General features: G+C 42.5%; 19 protein-coding genes, 2 tRNA genes and 3 rRNA genes. 5 read left to right on the top strand and 19 right to left on the bottom strand.

What is annotated here, in order from left to right:
- Window positions 1–49: 49 nt before the first annotated feature.
- Complete coding sequence (locus ABZP26_RS00250) at window positions 50–568, top strand: hypothetical protein (protein WP_368485602.1); 519 nt, start codon at window positions 50–52, stop codon at window positions 566–568.
- Between the two features lie 10 nt (window positions 569–578).
- On the top strand, window positions 579–980 hold the full coding sequence (locus ABZP26_RS00245; protein WP_008113277.1) for a hypothetical protein: 402 nt from the start codon (window positions 579–581) through the stop codon (window positions 978–980).
- 15 nt (window positions 981–995) lie between these two features.
- Here ABZP26_RS00245 and ABZP26_RS00240 read toward each other — a convergent pair whose 3' ends face one another.
- The 13 genes from ABZP26_RS00240 to ABZP26_RS00180 all read right to left on the bottom strand — a co-directional run bounded on the left by ABZP26_RS00240 (window position 996) and on the right by ABZP26_RS00180 (window position 12,933).
- Window positions 996–1,181 carry a hypothetical protein gene (locus ABZP26_RS00240; RefSeq protein WP_008113278.1) on the bottom strand — a complete coding sequence of 62 codons (186 nt, stop codon included), beginning with the start codon at window positions 1,179–1,181 and terminating at the stop codon, window positions 996–998.
- 64 nt (window positions 1,182–1,245) lie between these two features.
- Entirely contained in the window at window positions 1,246–1,566 is a 321-nt protein-coding gene (locus tag ABZP26_RS00235) for a hypothetical protein (protein WP_008113280.1), read from the bottom strand.
- Window positions 1,563–2,201: a hypothetical protein gene (locus ABZP26_RS00230; RefSeq protein ID WP_013463680.1), complete on the bottom strand. Its 639-nt coding sequence runs from the start codon at window positions 2,199–2,201 to the stop codon at window positions 1,563–1,565. The genes ABZP26_RS00235 and ABZP26_RS00230 overlap by 4 nt, the downstream gene beginning before the upstream one ends.
- A gap of 71 nt (window positions 2,202–2,272) precedes the next feature.
- Window positions 2,273–2,965 carry a PspA/IM30 family protein gene (locus tag ABZP26_RS00225; protein ID WP_008113282.1) on the bottom strand — a complete coding sequence of 231 codons (693 nt, stop codon included), beginning with the start codon at window positions 2,963–2,965 and terminating at the stop codon, window positions 2,273–2,275.
- 24 nt (window positions 2,966–2,989) lie between these two features.
- Window positions 2,990–3,403 (bottom strand): YjfI family protein, encoded by a 414-nt coding sequence (locus ABZP26_RS00220; protein WP_004335098.1) that lies wholly within the window; start codon window positions 3,401–3,403, stop codon window positions 2,990–2,992.
- An 80-nt stretch (window positions 3,404–3,483) separates the two neighbouring features.
- On the bottom strand, window positions 3,484–5,205 hold the full coding sequence (locus ABZP26_RS00215) for a polyamine aminopropyltransferase (RefSeq protein ID WP_016900245.1): 1,722 nt from the start codon (window positions 5,203–5,205) through the stop codon (window positions 3,484–3,486).
- A 4-nt stretch (window positions 5,206–5,209) separates the two neighbouring features.
- Complete coding sequence (locus ABZP26_RS00210) at window positions 5,210–6,109, bottom strand: DUF350 domain-containing protein (RefSeq protein ID WP_013463678.1); 900 nt, start codon at window positions 6,107–6,109, stop codon at window positions 5,210–5,212.
- A 25-nt stretch (window positions 6,110–6,134) separates the two neighbouring features.
- The gene (locus ABZP26_RS00205; protein WP_010392530.1) at window positions 6,135–7,067 is read right to left on the bottom strand and encodes a hypothetical protein; all 933 of its coding nucleotides are present in this window, start codon (window positions 7,065–7,067) and stop codon (window positions 6,135–6,137) included.
- Window positions 7,068–7,620: 553 nt separating this feature from the next.
- Window positions 7,621–7,735, bottom strand: a 5S ribosomal RNA gene (gene rrf / locus ABZP26_RS00200).
- Between the two features lie 134 nt (window positions 7,736–7,869).
- Window positions 7,870–10,756 (bottom strand): 23S ribosomal RNA (locus ABZP26_RS00195).
- A gap of 303 nt (window positions 10,757–11,059) precedes the next feature.
- A tRNA-Ala gene (locus ABZP26_RS00190) sits at window positions 11,060–11,135 on the bottom strand.
- Between the two features lie 111 nt (window positions 11,136–11,246).
- A tRNA-Ile gene (locus tag ABZP26_RS00185) sits at window positions 11,247–11,323 on the bottom strand.
- 76 nt (window positions 11,324–11,399) lie between these two features.
- A 16S ribosomal RNA gene (locus ABZP26_RS00180) occupies window positions 11,400–12,933 on the bottom strand.
- Together the 16S, 23S and 5S rRNA genes with 2 tRNA genes alongside form the textbook arrangement of a ribosomal RNA operon.
- A gap of 579 nt (window positions 12,934–13,512) precedes the next feature.
- Between ABZP26_RS00180 and ABZP26_RS00175 the strand changes: the two genes are divergently transcribed.
- Window positions 13,513–14,052, top strand: coding sequence for a gamma carbonic anhydrase family protein (locus tag ABZP26_RS00175; RefSeq protein ID WP_368485191.1), 540 nt, complete (start codon window positions 13,513–13,515; stop codon window positions 14,050–14,052).
- Between the two features lie 14 nt (window positions 14,053–14,066).
- Here the strand turns inward: ABZP26_RS00175 and ABZP26_RS00170 are convergent, their stop codons facing one another.
- Both ABZP26_RS00170 and aroE read right to left on the bottom strand, forming a co-directional pair.
- Entirely contained in the window at window positions 14,067–14,321 is a 255-nt protein-coding gene (locus ABZP26_RS00170) for a DUF1488 domain-containing protein (protein WP_013463676.1), read from the bottom strand.
- Window positions 14,318–15,142 carry a shikimate dehydrogenase gene (gene aroE / locus ABZP26_RS00165; RefSeq protein WP_368485190.1) on the bottom strand — a complete coding sequence of 275 codons (825 nt, stop codon included), beginning with the start codon at window positions 15,140–15,142 and terminating at the stop codon, window positions 14,318–14,320. Before aroE ends, ABZP26_RS00170 begins: the two co-directional genes overlap by 4 nt.
- Window positions 15,143–15,194: 52 nt before the next feature.
- Between aroE and ABZP26_RS00160 the strand changes: the two genes are divergently transcribed.
- Window positions 15,195–15,632, top strand: coding sequence for a group II truncated hemoglobin (locus ABZP26_RS00160; RefSeq protein WP_013463674.1), 438 nt, complete (start codon window positions 15,195–15,197; stop codon window positions 15,630–15,632).
- A gap of 102 nt (window positions 15,633–15,734) precedes the next feature.
- A complete protein-coding gene (locus ABZP26_RS00155; RefSeq protein WP_064663332.1) occupies window positions 15,735–17,339 on the top strand; it encodes a methyl-accepting chemotaxis protein in 1,605 nt (534 codons plus the stop codon).
- Window positions 17,340–17,385: 46 nt separating this feature from the next.
- Here ABZP26_RS00155 and hemF read toward each other — a convergent pair whose 3' ends face one another.
- From hemF to ABZP26_RS00135, 4 genes are all read right to left on the bottom strand, one after another.
- Window positions 17,386–18,303, bottom strand: a complete 918-nt coding sequence (gene hemF, locus ABZP26_RS00150) for an oxygen-dependent coproporphyrinogen oxidase (RefSeq protein ID WP_013463672.1) — start codon at window positions 18,301–18,303, stop codon at window positions 17,386–17,388.
- Between the two features lie 2 nt (window positions 18,304–18,305).
- Window positions 18,306–18,869: an L-threonylcarbamoyladenylate synthase gene (locus ABZP26_RS00145; RefSeq protein WP_214553328.1), complete on the bottom strand. Its 564-nt coding sequence runs from the start codon at window positions 18,867–18,869 to the stop codon at window positions 18,306–18,308.
- A gap of 23 nt (window positions 18,870–18,892) precedes the next feature.
- The gene (locus tag ABZP26_RS00140) at window positions 18,893–19,468 is read right to left on the bottom strand and encodes a type I DNA topoisomerase (protein ID WP_033102907.1); all 576 of its coding nucleotides are present in this window, start codon (window positions 19,466–19,468) and stop codon (window positions 18,893–18,895) included.
- 138 nt (window positions 19,469–19,606) lie between these two features.
- Window positions 19,607–20,080: a DUF494 family protein gene (locus tag ABZP26_RS00135; protein ID WP_013463668.1), complete on the bottom strand. Its 474-nt coding sequence runs from the start codon at window positions 20,078–20,080 to the stop codon at window positions 19,607–19,609.

The raw sequence follows: 20,080 nt of genomic DNA, 5'->3' as shown, positions 1-20,080 counted from the left end.
TGCACCGTGTATGATAGTGATGAATAATTCATCACTATCAGGAACGATTATGCGTACTCCATTACTCGCTCTACTGCTAACGCTTTGCTTAACAGCTTGCTTAGAAACCACCTCAAATGAAACTGAGCAAACTAAAACCAATGCGGTAGAAAACACGTCTACGCCGATACCACAACAAAAACTACCACAAGCGAATAAGCAAAATAAAATAGCACAGCAACTACCGGTTGATGCTGCAAAAGAAGTGTCGCTTGATGATATTAAAACAGCAAAAAATAAATTAAATAACCTCATAGCAGATAAACAATGTTCAACTAGTTCACAGTGTAAAGTCAGTGCTGTTGGTAGCCGTGCCTGTGGTGGACCAAGTGATTACATTGTGTACTCTACACAAAGCGCACCCCAAGAGCAGGTTTCAGCCCTAAGCGATACTATCACTCAATTGGAAAGTACCTATAATGCGCAAAAAGGCATGATGAGTATTTGCCAACATTTAACTGTGCCAAGCACTCAGTGTGTTGAAAATAAATGTGTTAAACTTGAAGGCTCTGCGGTAAGTGTATTTTAAGGATTAGATTATGAGTTGTTTGTCATCCGTAATTAAGCTATCAGCTACCTGTGTTGTTATGACTATGCTGCTTAGCGGTTGCAGTAGTGCACTAACATCAAGCAAAGCTCAAAACGCGAGTGAATCTGTTTTAAATACTCAACTTAATGAGCTTACAAGTAATAAAAGCTGCACAGCCAGCTATCAATGTAAGGTGTTAGGTGTTGGCTCGCGTGTCTGTGGGGGGCCGAGTAAGTATGTTGTGTACTCAACATTAAATCACTCTCAAGAACAAGCAGAGCAATTAGCGCAAAAAATCACTGAGCAAGAACAACTAGATAATGCAATGCTTGAGTTCAAAGACTGTTCACCAGTGCTAGAAGTCCACTCTTTATGTATTGATAATCAATGTAAAACAGTTAACTACCAGTAGCAGTTCGTTTCGGTGTTAATCTAATAGTGGTATTAACACCGAAATAACCACCACCATGAAAATACACACACCTGCCTTAAAAATGTATTCCAGTGGCATTTTTTTCTGTACCCAGTAAGCATATATAAAACGCACGAAGTAGCTTGCCGCCGTGCCAAATAAAGCAAACATGAGTAAGTAGGCAATCAATAAGATATTCACAGCGGCACTTTTTTAGAAAATAATAGCCCCAGTGTAAGTATTTTACATAAAGAAGGCAAAAGGGTTACTTAGTCTTTTTTGTATGCTCAATGAGTAACTCTGCTACCTGTTGCTTTACCGCTCTTTTATCATCTACTGCCACTTCAAACCGGCTAGCCAATTGCGCTATTTCGTCATCATTTAAATTAAACGATAGTCGTTGCCGTGTTTTTTTAGACTTTACATCAAGACCTAAAATTTTACGGATCATATCTGAGGGAGTGAGCTCTTGATCGATAGCTTGTTTTTTTATCGACTTTTGTACCTCACTACTCAAATCAAATGCCATTTGCGTGGCGCGCACAGCTTGCTCTTGGCGCAACCACTTGTCTTTAGCATCACTCACTGGGCATCTCCAGGAAACAAATCAACAATATCGCTAATTGGGCGAGTTAACGTCAGTGAGACTTCTGTTTCACCTCCCTCCCAAATCTCTATATTAACGCTATGTCCTTCATCAGGAGAGGCTAAGCAAATCATTTCGCATGGTTCACCACCTTCTTGCTCATAGCGAGGCAGCGTTTGGCCACGAAAGTCTTTATTATGAAAATAACATACATAAGGCGATTCACTTTGTTGATAGCTTTTCGCTAAAAATTGCATAAAACGCTCAGGGGTATTTTGTACCGTGATATGTGTTAATGACTCTTCATCAAAAATACGCGCAAATTCATCAAGACCAAAAATCTCTTCAACTTCATCACGCTGAATTTTTATAGAGAAGTTTGCCCACTGTTCACCATCATTTTGCTCTATTTGTAAAAACACCACTTGGCCAGTGTTAGTTTCAAGTACAAATTCAGTATCACTGCTGTGTTGGTACTGATACGTTTGCACATCAATAACGCGCAACGTTTGACCTTTAAGCCATGAAGGATAAGCAAACGAATCAATGACAGTAAACATGTCGCCTTTTTTAAGGTCACTCGCATGATTAAGCTGACGTTCTGGCTTTTTTTTAGATTTGAAAAAATTAAACATATAAGGTGCCTCTGTAAGCAAAAAAGGTAACGGAGCGAAACTCGGTTACCTTTTTGATATGGTTCTAAATGTTAGCTATTTTGCTTCGCTTTAATGCGCGCTAAAATATCAGCACTTTTTGGATTCGTATCACCAATACCTGCTTCAGCCATTTTAGCTTTTAAATCGTCGCCATTAACATCTGCTTCTAGAGACTTTGCAGCACCTAATTGATCAGTACGGTCTTGTTGGCGTTGCTTAATACGCTCAAGCGACTGACGCGCCGATGTCATTGATGAATTATTAGTATTAAGCGTGCTGTTTACAGCCATTGTCGCTTGCTGAACGCTTTCTGTGGTTTTAACCATAGTAAGCTGACGCTGATTTTCCTTAATTGATTTTTCAGCATCTTTTACTTGCTGCTTCAAAGTCACTATGTGATTACTAAAGCCCGCTAACACTTGCTCGTGCTCAGCTTTCTCAGCTTCAAAGTCACCAATTTTTTCTGCAATTTCTAATGCTAATGCTTCATTACCTTTTTCAAGGGCTTGACCTGCATAAGCTTCATGCTCAGCAATTGATGCATCTACTGCGCTAATTTTACGCTTAGTTTGCATTTCTTTAGCCATTACTTCTGTTAGGCTTTTTTTAGCACGGTGTAACGCATTTTGTGCATCAGCAATTTCTTGCTCAAAAATACGAATACCATTGGCATCAACAATTGCTTCGCCTGCTTCACGTGCGCCGCCACGTACTGCTGTAAATAATTTTTTTAAAATACTCATAATCTTAACTCCACTAACTAGCTACTAATCGTTTAAATATAAGGTCACGGCTTCTAGTGCATCTATAGCGTTATCAGCTAATGTCACTAGTTCGTGGGTAACATCATCTAGAGATGAATTTACCGACAGTGCACCAAAAATCGCGTATTTATTATCGATCTTAGCAAATGCACTCAGTGGAATTGGCACGTTTAAACGCAGTAATGTTTCGTTTAACTCGTTGCGTAATTCACTTTTTACTTCATCTTCGTCAAACAAGTAGCTAATACATAGTAATTGCTCTTGTGTTTGAGTAACAAAAATTGGAAGCTCGTCATTTCCATCAACAATGACTTGTAAAACATCTTGCTCACCTGGATTGGCAATCAAGAAAGACTCAAAGTTAGCACCCTCGGTTTCAAAAGACGCTAATTTTATTGAAAGTTCATTTAATTCCATGTCTCTGCCTTTTTGTCGTTTGACATATTATGTCTGAGTTAAGATTCGCACGACCGACATATTATGTCAACCATGTTTTATTAATTTTTATACAATTCACTTTCTATTTGCCAAGCTGCTCGGTAGTAATCATATAAGCGACCAGAACCTAACCTATTGACTTCAATATCGTTCACTTGTTCAAAATAGTTATTAGGAAATGCAAAACTCGCTAATAAATATTTTTTACTAATCCACCGAGATGGCACTGGCATATCAGTTATATTGCTAATACGGGCACTAGGTGATTGCCCCATTTTAGTCGCAATAGTCCATCCCCATTGACCAAACGAAGGAATGTTTTGCTGATATTGCTCTACATAATCAAAACCTGCGGCTTTCACCGTTTTGGCAATACTTAAAAATGCCTTTTTCGCATGATAAGGCGATGTTGACTGTACCGCCATAGCACCATCAGGCGCTAATAATTGGCGTACATGATTATAAAAGTAATCGCTGTACATCTTATTAAGATCAGGGTGATTAGGGTCTGGCAAATCAATTAAAATAGTATCGAATTGCTTTGACTGATCCAGTAGCTTTTCAACTTCTAAAAATGCATCGCCCACAATAATATTTGCTCGCGGGTCATGCATCGATTCATTATTGAGTGCTACCAACCGCTGTTTAATCTCTTCTGGCGGTGTGAATTTATCGTCTTCATGGCCAAATAAATTCAGTAGCTGGCCATCTAAATCAATTAGTGTGACTTCTTTGACTGGCCACTTTAATACATCACGCATGGCTAATCCGTCACCGCCACCAATAATCAAAACACGGTCATGACGATTAGATGCGAGCATTGCAGGATAAACAAGCATTGAGTGATATATTTGCTCATCTACACTAGAGAACTGCAAACGACCATTTAAATATAGATCAGTAATTGGCTGAGGCTGATTTTTACTTAAACGCTCTGTTAGCACCACATGTTGATACTTAGTCGCCTGAGAGTAAATAACTTTATCTTTGTATAGTACGTTACTTAGGTTATCCATCCAGCTACTACCAAACTGCAAAATAAAAGCGAATAACACCAGCAGTAATATATGGCAAACCAATAGCAACTTAGCAAAGCGTACATAGCTATGATAACGCCATAAAAAGGCAAGTCCGGCAATAATGTTAAATAGCGCTGTCCAAGCGGCGGCTTGCATTATTGGCATTGCGAGCATAATACTCACCCAAATTGCCGCGCCAATACCAGCGCCAATATAGTCAGCCCCATATATAGTGCCGGCGTTATTTTCTAAAAAACGTCCATAAACATGCTGGCGAATGCGCGCAATAAGCGGTATTTCCATACCAATAAATAGCCCTAATATTAAGCCAAATACATAAGGTAAAAAGCGAGACCACTCTTGCAGCTTTTGAAACACGTAACCATTAAGAATAACGTCAGGTGGAATATTAAAAATACTTGAGAATAAATGAGGGAGTGAATAACTCACGGCAATAATGCTGGCAATGGCTAATATACAGCCCATACCTATGAGCGCAATAATACTCTCTAGCCAAGCAAATGCGGTAAAGGCATCTTTAAACCAACGCGCTAAAAATGCACCCATCCCCATAGCTACAATCATAGTGCCTATCATGGCGTAAATTGCACTCTCAACTGAGCCGAGTACTCGGCCAGCATAATGAGAAAGTAAGTATTCATAAATAAGGCCGCACCCAGCGAGTACGGCCATAACAGTGATCAGTAAAATATCATGCCCAAGTAAATTAAATTTACTTGGGGAAGCTTGAGTTGATGACACGTGATTATGCACCCAGTAGTGTGGCCATAGTGATCCCGACAGCAAATGACACAGCTGCAGAAATAGCGGCAACACCCACATTCTTTTGACGATTCACTTCATCTGAAATATTACAGCCAGCAAGAATGATTTTAATCGTCAGTAAGTGCAGTAAAATGAAAGCAACCAAACAAACAACGGCGCTTAGCGCCCAGTAAAGTAAACTCGCATTAATATTGTCAGCAGCATAAGGAGCAATGCCTGTTGCAGCAGTAATGGCTAATGCACTACCAATTAAAAAGCCTGCATAACGAACACCTACTGCTAAATTACCATCAATAATAGCCTGTTGTAGGCAGTCGCCACTTTTATTGGTGCGCTTAAATAACTGCACGCGATATTGGCTTACTAACAGCAATACCACACTACCAATGACAAACGCAGCAATAACAATAGGAATGCCATGCCAACCTTCAGTAGCAACCCACAATAGTGCAGAGCGGATAACCACTGCAACACTTACTACATGGCCAAAATCAATAATTGACGCAGTAACGTTACCTTTGACTATTTCGTTATGTAAGCTCACTTTACGCAGCGCCACTTTATCTTGAAAAAAGTGACCCAGCTTTATAAGCAAAATTGCTAATGCGCCATAGCCAAGCATTAACAGAGCTTCTTTTTGTAACGTAGCAGCAAAGGCACCACTACTCACGCCCGTTAACACAATCGCAAGTGCTACCAAACCAGCGGCAAAGCTTATTCCAAATGCAAAGTTATCGCGCTCGGTAATTTCATCATTGGCGTGTAAATTAGATACCCAACCTTTAATATACTTTAAGCTCACAAACAGTAAGATGATAATTGCAAAGTCCACAGACAGTGCTTGCAAAGACCACATAGTTATTCCATTAAATTCATACATATTATTCTAACTCCAACGTTATTCTTTACTTACCACGACTTACGCCGCGCGAGGTTCTGCTACTGCTATTACGAACCGATCCTGAATTATTGCTATAACTACTCGCTCTTGAGTAACTGCTGCGACTTTTAGGCGGCGTATAACTGCTGCGACTCAAACCTGATGCACCTGTTTTTTTACTCGCATAAGGACTAGTGAACTGCTTGCCTTGGCGTTGGTAAGATTGTCGTGTACGTGTTTCTAATGCACTTTGGGTTTTTATTTGTTTAGGGCTTGAGTAACGAGTACGACCATAGTCATTGTAGTAACTATACTTACGGCGTTTACTCCAACTTCCGTATTCAACTCGGTCAAATACATCACCCAAAATACGGTACATGCCGTACCATTGCCAAAAGCTAATACCGCTACTATTCGTTTGCCAATTACCATAGTTAGGATTACCTACCATTTGGTTACCGACCCCTTCGCCTTCAGCTTTTTGGCTTATAGCACCAACTCGTGCCAAAGAACCATTCGACATATCCGCAAGCATATTAATAGGATCGGTTAAGGCATCAGAAAATAACGTTGGCTTTGCTGCCTCACGCAATAAATCAATATTGTATAAAGTGTCTTCGTAAGGAGGAATTAAGTAATTACCCTTAATATCATCAAGGCGTTGGGTTAAGCCACTATAAAGGGCTCCCTGGCGTGTGGCATCAAGGCTAACTACATCAACAACCTTACTGAGTTCAGGTTGCTGTTGTTTAAGGATACGACTGTATTCTTTAAGAATAATCGCATTACGTATACTACCATTATCAAGTGCTTTACCAAGCTGAGTAAGCTCGACATCGGCCTTTTTAATGGACTCTTGAATTGTTTGTTGTAGCTGTTCTTCTTTAGATTGACAACCAATCAGTGCTGTAAACAAACAAAACAGGCTGAGAAGTTTCCAAGCTTTTATATTCGACATTCATGTCACCTGATTTACTAAATTATCCTAGATAGTTTTACACAGGACAGTTATTAAACCAACAATGAAATTGCAACAAGATGATAATTTAGGGACTAGTTTAAAGGTGCAAGGAGAATAACTGAGATCAGTAAAGGGAGAATGCTGATGGAAAGGCACCAGTTAAAAGGAAGAAACAATACCAATTCGCTTAATTAAGCGGTCTATTTTCAGGCAGGAAAAACGGATTGATAGCTAGGCAAAAAATTCGCTATTTAGTTGTTCTAAATGAGAATTTTTTAACGCAGATAGCGACACGTTTAGCCCCGCAAAATGATTGAGTATTATTGCGGATTGGTATAATCCTTCATGCCTTCATTATGACTCTCCACGCTGTTCTGCCACTACATGCTACTGCGCTGTCGCTAAGAAGTAGGACAGTTACTCTAAAGACAAGTCAGTGTTAAGCCCTCAGTTATAAGTTTTGAAGTATTTCACCTCGAACCTGCATTTTCACTTTCCTGCAGACGTAAAAAAGCCCGACTATTGCTAGTCGGGCTTTCTTTAATTTGGAGCCTGGTAATGTCCTACTTTCACATAGCAAATGCTACACTATCATCGGCGCTGTTTCGTTTCACTACTGAGTTCGGCATGGGGTCAGGTGGGTCCAAAACGCTATTGTCACCAAGCAAATTTGGTGTAAGGTCGATTTAATCGACCTTACTAAAATTTGGAATCTCTGATAATAAAGTCTTCAAGTAATCTACTTTAGTTATATTAACTTCTTCGCTTAAACTATCACATAAAACGCGTTTGGCGTTGTATGGTTAAGCCTCACGGGTAATTAGTACAAGTTAGCTTAATGGCTCACACCACTTCCACATCTTGCCTATCAACGTTGTAGTCTTCAACGGCCCTTCAGAGACTTTAAAAGTCTAGTGAGAACTCATCTCGAGGCCTGCTTCGCGCTTAGATGCTTTCAGCGCTTATCAGTTCCGAACGTAGCTACCGGGCAATGCCATTGGCATGACAACCCGAACACCAGCGGTTCGTTCACTCCGGTCCTCTCGTACTAGGAGCAACCCCTCTCAATTCTCAAACGCCCACGGCAGATAGGGACCGAACTGTCTCACGACGTTCTAAACCCAGCTCGCGTACCACTTTAAATGGCGAACAGCCATACCCTTGGGACCGACTTCAGCCCCAGGATGTGATGAGCCGACATCGAGGTGCCAAACACCGCCGTCGATATGAACTCTTGGGCGGTATCAGCCTGTTATCCCCGGAGTACCTTTTATCCGTTGAGCGATGGCCCTTCCATTCAGAACCACCGGATCACTATGACCTACTTTCGTACCTGCTCGACGTGTCTGTCTCGCAGTTAAGCTGGCTTCTACCATTACACTAACCGTACGATGTCCGACCGTACTTAGCCAACCTTCGTGCTCCTCCGTTACTCTTTGGGAGGAGACCGCCCCAGTCAAACTACCCACCAGGCACTGTCCGTAACCCCGATTCAGGGGCCAACGTTAGAACATCAAAACTACAAGGGTGGTATTTCAAGGACGACTCCACAAAAACTAGCGTCTCTGCTTCTAAGTCTCCCACCTATCCTACACATGTAGGTTCAATGTTCAGTGCCAAGCTGTAGTAAAGGTTCACGGGGTCTTTCCGTCTAGCCGCGGGTACACAGCATCTTCACTGCGATTTCAATTTCACTGAGTCTCGGGTGGAGACAGCGTGGCCATGGTTACACCATTCGTGCAGGTCGGAACTTACCCGACAAGGAATTTCGCTACCTTAGGACCGTTATAGTTACGGCCGCCGTTTACCGGGGCTTCGATCAAGAGCTTCTCCGAAGATAACCCCATCAATTAACCTTCCGGCACCGGGCAGGTGTCACACCGTATACGTCATCTTGCGATTTTGCACAGTGCTGTGTTTTTAATAAACAGTCCCAGCCACCTGGTCACTGCGGCTCCAATCAGCTTAAAGAGCAAGTCTCATCACCAATCGGAGCGTACCTTCTCCCGAAGTTACGGTACGATTTTGCCTAGTTCCTTCACCCGAGTTCTCTCAAGCGCCTTAGTATTCTCTACCTGACCACCTGTGTCGGTTTGGGGTACGATTCGGTATAATCTGAAGCTTAGAGGCTTTTCCTGGAAGTATGGCATCAGCAACTTCATCACCTTGGTGACTCGTCTCGTGTCTCAGCCTAACAGTAACCCGGATTTACCTAAGTCACTAGCCTACACACTTTCACATGGACTACCATCGCCATGCTTGCTTAGCCTGCTCCGTCCCCCCATCGCAATTATACCAAGTACGGAAATATTAATCCGTTTCCCATCGACTACGCCTTTCGGCCTCGCCTTAGGGGTCGACTTACCCTACCCTGATTAACATGGGATAGGAACCCTTGGTCTTCCGGCGTGCGGGTTTTTCACCCGCATTATCGTTACTCATGTCAGCATTCGCACTTCTGATACGTCCAGCATACCTCCCGGTACACCTTCAACCGCTTACAGAACGCTCCCCTACCACTCAAAATAAATTTTGAATCCGCAGCTTCGGTGCATAGTTTAGCCCCGTTACATCTTCCGCGCAGACCGACTCGACCAGTGAGCTATTACGCTTTCTTTAAAGGATGGCTGCTTCTAAGCCAACCTCCTGGCTGTCTGGGCCTTTCCACATCGTTTCCCACTTAACTATGACTTTGGGACCTTAGCTGGCGGTCTGGGTTGTTTCCCTCTTCACGACGGACGTTAGCACCCGCCGTGTGTCTCCCGGATATTACTTTACGGTATTCGGAGTTTGCAAAGGGTTGGTAAGTCGGGATGACCCCCTAGCCTTAACAGTGCTCTACCCCCGTAAGTATTCGTCCGAGGCTCTACCTAAATAGATTTCGGGGAGAACCAGCTATCTCCCGGTTTGATTAGCCTTTCACTCCTAACCACAGGTCATCCCCTAACTTTTCAACGTTAGTGGGTTCGGTCCTCCAGTTGATGTTACTCAACCTTCAACCTGCCCATGGCTAGATCACCGGGTTTCGGGTCTATACCTTGCAACTATTCGCCCAGTTAAGACTCGGTTTCCCTACGGCTACCCTAATCGGTTAACCTCGCTACAAAATATAAGTCGCTGACCCATTATACAAAAGGTACGCAGTCACCCAACAAGTGGGCTCCTACTGCTTGTACGTACACGGTTTCAGGTTCTATTTCACTCCCCTCACAGGGGTTCTTTTCGCCTTTCCCTCACGGTACTGGTTCACTATCGGTCAGTTGGGAGTATTTAGCCTTAGATGATGGTCCACCTATATTCAGTCAAAGTTTCACGTGCTCCGACCTACTCGATTTCACTTAAAATGCGTTTTCATGTACGGGACTATCACCCTGTATCGTGGCACTTTCCAGAGCCTTCCATTAACACATAATAAGCTTAAGGGCTGTTCCGATTTCGCTCGCCGCTACTATCGGAATCTCGGTTGATTTCTTTTCCTACGGGTACTTAGATGTTTCAGTTCTCCGCGTTCGCCTCGTTAACCTATGTATTCAGTTAACGATACCTGCAAGCAGGTGGGTTTCCCCATTCGGAAATCCTAGTCTCAAGTGCTTTTTACTAGCTTGACTAGGCTTATCGCAAGTTAATACGTCCTTCATCGCCTCCAACTGCCAAGGCATCCACCGTGTACGCTTAGTCACTTAACCATACAACCCAAACGGGTCTTTGTTTTGTGACAGTTTAACTTCGCCAGAAGTTAATATTGAATACTAAAGTAGATACCAATCAACAAACGTAAACGTTTATTAAATGGCACTGAATGATACTGCTATCATTCTTTTTTACTTTTGAAAACTCTGTACAAATACAATGTATTCATACGAATTTTATTATCAGCTTTTCCAAATTTTTAAAGAGCAGAGAATCAAAAACTTCTCAAAATTAAACACACTCTATTCTCAGGTGATTGTGCTACCCGATAAAAGAATATTTATTTTTAAGAAGTAAAGTGGTGGAGCTAAGCAGGATCGAACTGCTGACCTCCTGCGTGCAAGGCAGGCGCTCTCCCAGCTGAGCTATAGCCCCACATATGCTGGTCTTACTGTTTGTATACCGACTTCTTTTTAAGACAAGGCGTAAGTTGAGGCCGTTTAGTTTACTAAACAACGAAGCTTACAACGAAGTATTAAGAAGAAGTGGTGGGTCTGAGTAGATTTGAACTACCGACCTCACCCTTATCAGGGGTGCGCTCTAACCAGCTGAGCTACAGACCCAAACAATAAGTGTTGTTCTCTTTACAATTAACAATCATCTGTGTGGACACTACGAACAAATAAGTTCTAAATCGTATAAGGAGGTGATCCAGCCCCAGGTTCCCCTAGGGCTACCTTGTTACGACTTCACCCCAGTCATGAATCACTCCGTGGTAAACGTCCTCCCGAGGGTTAGACTATCTACTTCTGGAGCAACCCACTCCCATGGTGTGACGGGCGGTGTGTACAAGGCCCGGGAACGTATTCACCGCGTCATTCTGATACGCGATTACTAGCGATTCCGACTTCATGGAGTCGAGTTGCAGACTCCAATCCGGACTACGACGCACTTTAAGTGATTCGCTTACTCTCGCGAGTTCGCAGCACTCTGTATGCGCCATTGTAGCACGTGTGTAGCCCTACACGTAAGGGCCATGATGACTTGACGTCGTCCCCACCTTCCTCCGGTTTATCACCGGCAGTCTCCTTAGAGTTCTCAGCATTACCTGCTAGCAACTAAGGATAGGGGTTGCGCTCGTTGCGGGACTTAACCCAACATCTCACAACACGAGCTGACGACAGCCATGCAGCACCTGTATCAGAGTTCCCGAAGGCACCAAACTATCTCTAGTAAGTTCTCTGTATGTCAAGTGTAGGTAAGGTTCTTCGCGTTGCATCGAATTAAACCACATGCTCCACCGCTTGTGCGGGCCCCCGTCAATTCATTTGAGTTTTAACCTTGCGGCCGTACTCCCCAGGCGGTCTACTTAATGCGTTAGCTTTGAAAAACAGAACCGAGGTTCCGAGCTTCTAGTAGACATCGTTTACGGCGTGGACTACCAGGGTATCTAATCCTGTTTGCTCCCCACGCTTTCGTACATGAGCGTCAGTGTTGACCCAGGTGGCTGCCTTCGCCATCGGTATTCCTTCAGATCTCTACGCATTTCACCGCTACACCTGAAATTCTACCACCCTCTATCACACTCTAGTTTGCCAGTTCGAAATGCAGTTCCCAGGTTGAGCCCGGGGCTTTCACATCTCGCTTAACAAACCGCCTGCGTACGCTTTACGCCCAGTAATTCCGATTAACGCTCGCACCCTCCGTATTACCGCGGCTGCTGGCACGGAGTTAGCCGGTGCTTCTTCTGTCAGTAACGTCACAGCTAGCAGGTATTAACTACTAACCTTTCCTCCTGACTGAAAGTGCTTTACAACCCGAAGGCCTTCTTCACACACGCGGCATGGCTGCATCAGGCTTGCGCCCATTGTGCAATATTCCCCACTGCTGCCTCCCGTAGGAGTCTGGGCCGTGTCTCAGTCCCAGTGTGGCTGATCATCCTCTCAAACCAGCTAGGGATCGTCGCCTTGGTGAGCCATTACCTCACCAACTAGCTAATCCCACTTGGGCCAATCTAAAGGCGAGAGCCGAAGCCCCCTTTGGTCCGTAGACATTATGCGGTATTAGCAGTCGTTTCCAACTGTTGTCCCCCACCTCAAGGCATGTTCCCAAGCATTACTCACCCGTCCGCCGCTCGTCATCTTCTAGCAAGCTAGAAATGTTACCGCTCGACTTGCATGTGTTAGGCCTGCCGCCAGCGTTCAATCTGAGCCATGATCAAACTCTTCAATTAAAAAGTTTTATGTCTTTCGACAGCTCAATGAATTCTGAATTTATTTAATATCTTTCGATATTGAATTGACTGTGCTGAATAACTACCTAAGTAATTATTCTGTTGGTCACTCAGTTTCGATTGAGACTCTAAATTTGTTTGCCTCACTACCTAAGTAGCTTGGCTGTTAGAACTCAATCTGTACGAGTGCCCACACAGATGATTGCTTTATATTGTTAAAGAACGTTGCGACGTTGTCGCTAGGGATGCGTATAATACATCCTTTATTTTTCGAGTCAACACTTAATTTTAAACTTTCTTTCGATGATTTAAACTTAAGTTTTACTTAACTCTCTGAGTAGCTCATTCCTCGCTATGCGTTGGCGTTCCCCGTCTCAGTGGGGTCGCATTATAGGGAGAACAGATTTTTACGCAAGTACTTTTTTAAAGAAAAACTAAAAAAACACACTGTTCGGTCAGTATCTGAGCTAAAACAGATGAAACAGCTAGTTTTATAATCAAATCAGGCTTTGCTGGTACTTAAATAAGCGCTACTGTTACACTGATACTATTCATATTGTTTAATTTAAAGGTGCATATATGGCAATACGTTCTTATAAAGGAATAACTCCTGCGTTTAATGATTCTGTTTATATAGACGAGTCGTCTGTATTAGTCGGTGATATCACCCTAGGTGATGATAGTAGTGTATGGCCACTAGTTGCTGCCCGTGGTGATGTTAATCATATTCGTATCGGTAAGCGTACTAATATACAAGATGGCAGTGTTTTACATTTATCAAGAGCGACTAAAAGCAATTCTGAGGGTTACCCACTTATTATTGGTGATGATGTTACCGTGGGTCATAAGGTAATGCTGCATGGCTGCGTTCTAGGTAACCGCATACTCGTGGGCATGGGCGCTATTATTATGGATAACGTGATTGTAGAAGACGAGGTGATTATTGGTGGTGGTGCTTTAGTACCTCCTAATAAGCGTTTAGAGTCTGGCTATTTGTATGTAGGTAGCCCAGCGAAACAAGCCCGCCCTTTAACAGATCAAGAGCTGAGCTTTTTAAAAGTGTCTGCCGATAATTACGTGCAGCTTAAAGATGAATACTTAGCTGAAGACGCGAAATAACCACAACTTTTTGCTTAATTAAGTAAACTCACTTCTATTTGCCCTGCCGAGTTATAGCTTTCGTCTTCGATTAGCTGCTCGGCACGCTCTTCGTAATCAAATCGATATTGTTCAAAATAACGCGTTGCATGACTCTCATCGGCTAAATTTAAACTACTTACAGCAATCACACACTCAACTAGCATTCCGCTTACTTGTGCAAAAAAAACTAATTGATGAGTGGGTTCTCTAAATTCGAGTCGGTCTATAAACTGTATTGCTTGATTCATTTAAGTACTCCCTGCTTTAGTGCAATAATAACGGGAACAATGTCCGGCATTTTATTTCGCCATACATAATAAGCTTGTGCGGCTTGGCCTACTAGCATGCCACTACCATCTAATAGCTTAGCCGCTTTGTTGTGTTCGCTGACCCAATTCATGAATAGCGTATTTTGCGTCGCATAAAACATATCATAAGCCATTTCACATGCGCTTAAATACTTAGAATTTAGTGCAGGTAACTCGTTATTCATACTGCTCGAGGTTGAATTTATAACCAAGTGATAATCAACTTCAGGAAGTTCGTCAAAACCATACCCCGAAACATTGCCGTGCCCAGTAAAGAGCTTTGCCAAAGTTTGGGCTTTATGTGCAGTGCGATTAACGATAATGATTTCTTTAGGCTGCTGCTCAAGTAAAGGTAAAATAACACCACGGGCAGCGCCACCTGCACCAATGATCAGCAGGCGTTTACCTGTTATTATTATTTTATTCGCTAGTAAATCGTTCACAAAGCCTATGCCGTCGGTGTTATCACCGAGTAAGGTACCATCATCGCGCTTTTTAAGGGTGTTTACTGCGCCTGCAAGTTTAGCCACTGGGGTTAGTTCATCGGCTAAAGCAAAGGCCTGCTCTTTAAAAGGAACAGTGACATTTGCGCCTTTGCCCCCTTGCGCAAAAAAAGTCGCGACTGTTTTTTCAAACTCATCGATAGGTGCTAAGATTGCGCTATAGTCGATTTGCTCTCCCAATGACTTAGCAAACTGCTGATGTATGCTGGGAGATTTTGAATGTTTGATTGGATTTCCAAAAACCGCATATTTGTCCATTTTAAACAACCTCTTTGCAGTTTTAGTACTGCCTATTAACGATGATAAAACTATGATTAAAAGACTCTTTTCAAGATCAAAGCCGTCTACAACCACTCAAGCGCCTACGCCAGAGAAAACCCCGTATGAAATCATCGGCGGAGAAGCGCCCACGCGTGCAATTGCCAATAGATTCTACGACATAATGGCCAGCGATGAATACGCTAAACCGTTATATGATATGCATCCTCAACCATTAGATAGAATTCGCCAAGTATTTTTTGAGTTTTTATCGGGTTGGCTTGGTGGCCCAGACTTATTTGTAGAAAAACATGGCCATCCAATGCTGCGCAAACGTCATATGCCATTTCCTATTGATCAAGATTTACGTGATCAGTGGATGTATTGCATGAATAAAACCTTAGACATAGAAATTGATAACCCCGTTTTACGCGAAGGTTTACGCCAATCACTGGCACAGCTTGCCAGTCATATGATTAATCAGCATTAATCTATCCCGTTCTTTAATTGGGGATTATTTGCGCTAAGTCAAAACCCGCTTTTCTAAAATAAAGATAATACCCTATTAAATAGTTAGAAAAGCGTGGCGCGTGTGAAATCAATCCAACATAAAATTTATGCTTTGTTAGCATTAACCGGCATTATAGTACTCATAGCCAGTATTTTTAGTAGTGCGAGTCAACAGCGCACGCTCGCACAAGATACGGTGGCAGAAAATATTAAGCTACTTGCCGATAACTATTTTGATTCAATAAACACCATGATGCTAACGGGTACTATGGCTAATCGAGAATTATTGAGCCAAAAGCTACGCAAACACCCTAATATAGAAGATGCTCATATTATTCGCTCCGATATAGTTAATAAACTGTATGGGGCCGGAAATAAAAACCAAACAGCAACTAATAACAACGAACGCGAAGCACTGCAGGGTAAAGAAAGCTTATTTATAGAGCAAAACACTGATAGCCGCAGTATGACCTACCTACGCCCGATGTATGCGAGCTCTGATTATAAAGGTACAAACTGTTTAGGCTGCCATCAAGCACAAGAAGGCGATGTACTGGGTGTGGTAAAAATTAGCTATTCCTTAGCCGATATTGATAGCGAGGTAACTTACAACACCTTAATAACCACCAGCCTACTGTCTACTATTTTTATTATTGCCTTTGTGCTGCTAGGTATAGTGTTTAGAAAAATATTTATAGTGCGCCTTAAAAAGCTCGGCCATGCAATGCACCTAGCCACTACTAATAAAGATTTAACCTTACGCATTGAAGATAACGCCGAAGATGAACTCGGCTGGCTTGCCACTAGTTTTAACCAAATGATTGCTACGTTTAAAGATAACATTGCTCAGGTATCTCACTCTTCAAAAGTGCTTATTCATTCAGCAGAGAAAATTTATACTTCTGCCGATACTACTGAGCGCGCTATTTTAGAACAAAAGAAAAGTACCGACTCGGTAGCCGCAGCAATTAATGAGCTAGAAAGCTCATCTAATGAAGTCAGAAACACCACACATTTTGCTCAAGAAAAATCTGAGAACAGTAATGAGCTAGCACAGCAAAGCATGCAGGTTGCAGAGCAAACCGAACTCAGTATAAATCAACTAGCTGAAGATGTACGCCAAGCGGCAGATCAAGTGAGACAACTGCAAGAGCAAACGCTTGAAGTGGGTAAAGTGCTTGAGGTGATCAGCAGTATCGCCGAGCAAACAAATTTATTAGCACTTAATGCAGCCATTGAAGCTGCCCGTGCAGGTGAAGCAGGCCGAGGGTTTGCCGTTGTTGCTGATGAAGTACGAACTTTAGCAACCCGAACTCATGCCTCTACCGATGAAATACGCCGTACTATAGATAAGTTGCAATCAGAAGCAGCGCAAACAGTTAAAACCATGGGTGAGTCCTGTGCGGAGGCAGACGAAAGAGCGCAACAAGTACAACAAGTTGCACAGGCTTTAAAAGATATTTCTAGCCAAATGAATGAAATAAATGAGCTAAATATACAAATAGCCGATGCAACAGAGCAGCAAAATCTAGCCGCGGAAGAAATAAACAGAAGCGTTGTTGGTATCAGTGATAATGCAGAGCAATCGTTAGTAGATGCGGATGAAAATCAAAAAGTCAGTGAAGAGTTACTCAATTTAGCTCGCTCGTTAGATGAGCAGGTACGAAGCTTTAAACTAAAACAATAACTTTAAAAGCCAGTCAATAAGTAGTTTATTGACTGGCGGACAATTTCTAGCCTAGAGCTAACCAATCACGTGGCTTTAAGAAATCTTTATATAGTAATGCCTCTGCACTGTCTTCGGCTGGGGTATAGTTATATTCCCAACGGGCTAAAGGTGGCATCGACATTAAAATAGATTCAGTTCGGCCACCGCTTTGTAAGCCAAATAATGTGCCGCGGTCCCAGACTAAATTAAACTCAACATAACGACCACGGCGATATAATTGAAAGTCGCGTTGTTGTTCGGTGTACTTATCGTTTTTGCGACGCTCAATAATAGGAACGTAAGCATCTAAAAAGCCATTACCCACCGATTGCATAAATGCAAAACTTTGCTCAAAACCTAACTCATTCAAATCGTCAAAAAATAAGCCGCCTACGCCGCGAGTTTCATCACGATGTTTTAAATAAAAGTATTCGTCACACCATTTTTTATATTTTGGATAAACATCATCACCAAATGGCTGACACACATCGTGCGCAACTTGGTGCCAATGCACTACATCTTCAAGTACAGGATAAAACGGGGTTAAATCAAAACCACCACCAAACCACCAAATCGGTTCTTCACCTTCTTTTTCGGCAATAAAAAAGCGTACATTGGCATGGCTTGTTGGTATATGCGGGTTTTTAGGATGAATCACTAACGATACACCACACGCATGAAAGCTGCGCCCAGCAAGCTCAGGTCTATGTGCAGTGGCAGAGCCCGGCATAGAGGCACCAAATACATGAGAGTAATTAACCCCCCCTTGCTCAATCACATTACCATTGGTGATAACGCGAGTACGACCACCGCCGCCCTCTTCTCGCTGCCAGCTGTCTTCAACAAACTGTGCTTTCCCGTCTGCTGCTTCTAAGCCTTGGCAAATGGTATCTTGCAAAGCCATAAAGTACGCTTTTACTTGTTTTAATAATTCGCTTTGCATCGTTAACCTCTAAATACATTGCCAGTCATGGCATCTTTAATGGTACTTGGTTGCGTATTACCACCTAATGGTTCATCAACATAAAAACTAACCTGCTCGCCAAACTGCTGCTGAGCTTCAACAATACTTGTTACCGTTGCTTGGCCGGTTAAATTAGCACTTGTTGATACCAGTGGTTTACCAAACTGTTGGCATAAACGTTTAACTGTAGGGTGGTTAGTTACTCTTACTGCAATAGTATCAAACTGCCCTGTTAACCACTTTGGGGTAGACTTAGCTGCAGGCATCACCCAAGTGAGTGCGCCTGGCCAACTTGAAAAAATATCGGCACGTTTATCCATAGGCAGCTTAGCGTCATCGACGTATTTTAATAATTGCCCGTAATTGTCAGCAATTAAAATAAGCCCTTTTTCAACGGGGCGTTGTTTAATACTCAATAAACGTTCCACCGCCTGTTGATTGTCAGGGTCGCAACCAAGGCCATAAACAGCTTCGGTTGGGTATAAAATAACATCGCCTTGTTCTAAGCTAGTTATTGCAGCAGATAAAGAAGAAAGGTCAGACAAAATTGTCTCCAGAGATATTTACGTTATTCAGTGGCAGCAAACTTATGCATACAGCTTTTTTGTGGGCATTGTAACACAACACCACTCGCGGTTTTTTTCTCAGTAACAACTGGCCAGTCACATACAGGACACGCTTGAGCTACAGGTTTATGATTAAGCGTATATTTACAGCTTGGGTAACAGTCGCAAGAATAAAACACTTTCCCAAATTTATTGCTGCGTGAAACCAAGTGGCCTTTTTTACATTTAGGGCAACTAATCACAGGCTCTTCACTTGGCGTATTGTCATGCTCACTGGCAATATAATGACATTCAGGGTAACCGGTACAGCCAATAAACATACCGTAGCGGCCATTTTTCACCACCAGCGGCTTGCTACACTCTGGACACTCGCTGTCCTCAAGTATTTTGATTTCATTGCTATCATGATGTGCAAGCGGGCGAATAAAATCGCACTTAGGGTAACTCGCGCAGCCTAAAAAAGGCCCAGATTTACTATTACGAATGACGAGTTCTGAACCACATTGCGGGCATATCTCATATTCTTTTTCTAAGGCGTGTTTATTAGCCGAGAAAAGTGAATGATCGATTTTACTCATGTAAATCCTAGTGGTTGGTGAATTTTCGCCTAATATACCCAAAACCCTTAAAGATACAAGCTATGGCAGTCGGTTTGTTAACGCTGAAAATAATAAAACACGCAATAATGATTACTCACATCATTAGTCGTGAACCTGTTAATGTAACACTTCACTGGGCTCATCAAAAATAAGATCTTCCATTTGCTCATACGCCTGCTGAGAATCAGGGGCGTTAAATAACACCATAAGAATTAACCATTTTAAATCTTCCAAAGTAATAGCTGAATTATCAAGCGCCGCTAAACGGTCCATCACCATTTCACGAGTGGTGCTATTAATAACGCCCGTTTGTTCAACAAACATTAAAAAGCCGCGACACTCGGTGTCGAGAACTTGGCACTCACTGTCGGTAAAAATACGCACTGCATGTTGTGGAGTGGCTAATAAATAAGGCGATTCATTGCTGTATTGTAATGCGGCAAGTTGATCTAACCAGTCAATGGCTTTGTTAATTTCGGGTTTGTTAAACCCTGCGCGGAGTAACTCATCGGTAAGTGTGCTTTGCTCAACAAATACATCACTTTCGCTGTGAACATAGTTTTCAAATAAATACATGAGAATATCAAACAT

The sequence above is a fragment of the Pseudoalteromonas sp. SD03 genome (genome assembly GCF_040937955.1).
Classification (GTDB): Bacteria; Pseudomonadota; Gammaproteobacteria; order Enterobacterales; family Alteromonadaceae; genus Pseudoalteromonas; species Pseudoalteromonas tetraodonis.
This window is presented reverse-complemented; position numbering and strand designations above follow the sequence as displayed.

Coding starts and splice junctions, on each gene's coding strand:
- ABZP26_RS00140 (WP_033102907.1), bottom strand. CDS start 19,468: ATGAGTAAAATCGATCATTCACTTTTCTCGGCTAATAAACACGCCTTA.
- ABZP26_RS00220 (WP_004335098.1), bottom strand. CDS start 3,403: ATGGAATTAAATGAACTTTCAATAAAATTAGCGTCTTTTGAAACCGAG.
- ABZP26_RS00245 (WP_008113277.1), top strand. CDS start 579: ATGAGTTGTTTGTCATCCGTAATTAAGCTATCAGCTACCTGTGTTGTT.
- ABZP26_RS00230 (WP_013463680.1), bottom strand. CDS start 2,201: ATGTTTAATTTTTTCAAATCTAAAAAAAAGCCAGAACGTCAGCTTAAT.
- ABZP26_RS00175 (WP_368485191.1), top strand. CDS start 13,513: ATGGCAATACGTTCTTATAAAGGAATAACTCCTGCGTTTAATGATTCT.
- aroE (WP_368485190.1), bottom strand. CDS start 15,142: ATGGACAAATATGCGGTTTTTGGAAATCCAATCAAACATTCAAAATCT.
- ABZP26_RS00170 (WP_013463676.1), bottom strand. CDS start 14,321: ATGAATCAAGCAATACAGTTTATAGACCGACTCGAATTTAGAGAACCC.
- ABZP26_RS00225 (WP_008113282.1), bottom strand. CDS start 2,965: ATGAGTATTTTAAAAAAATTATTTACAGCAGTACGTGGCGGCGCACGT.
- hemF (WP_013463672.1), bottom strand. CDS start 18,303: ATGCAAAGCGAATTATTAAAACAAGTAAAAGCGTACTTTATGGCTTTG.
- ABZP26_RS00135 (WP_013463668.1), bottom strand. CDS start 20,080: ATGTTTGATATTCTCATGTATTTATTTGAAAACTATGTTCACAGCGAA.
- ABZP26_RS00250 (WP_368485602.1), top strand. CDS start 50: ATGCGTACTCCATTACTCGCTCTACTGCTAACGCTTTGCTTAACAGCT.
- ABZP26_RS00160 (WP_013463674.1), top strand. CDS start 15,195: ATGATTAAAAGACTCTTTTCAAGATCAAAGCCGTCTACAACCACTCAA.
- ABZP26_RS00205 (WP_010392530.1), bottom strand. CDS start 7,067: ATGTCGAATATAAAAGCTTGGAAACTTCTCAGCCTGTTTTGTTTGTTT.
- ABZP26_RS00210 (WP_013463678.1), bottom strand. CDS start 6,109: ATGTATGAATTTAATGGAATAACTATGTGGTCTTTGCAAGCACTGTCT.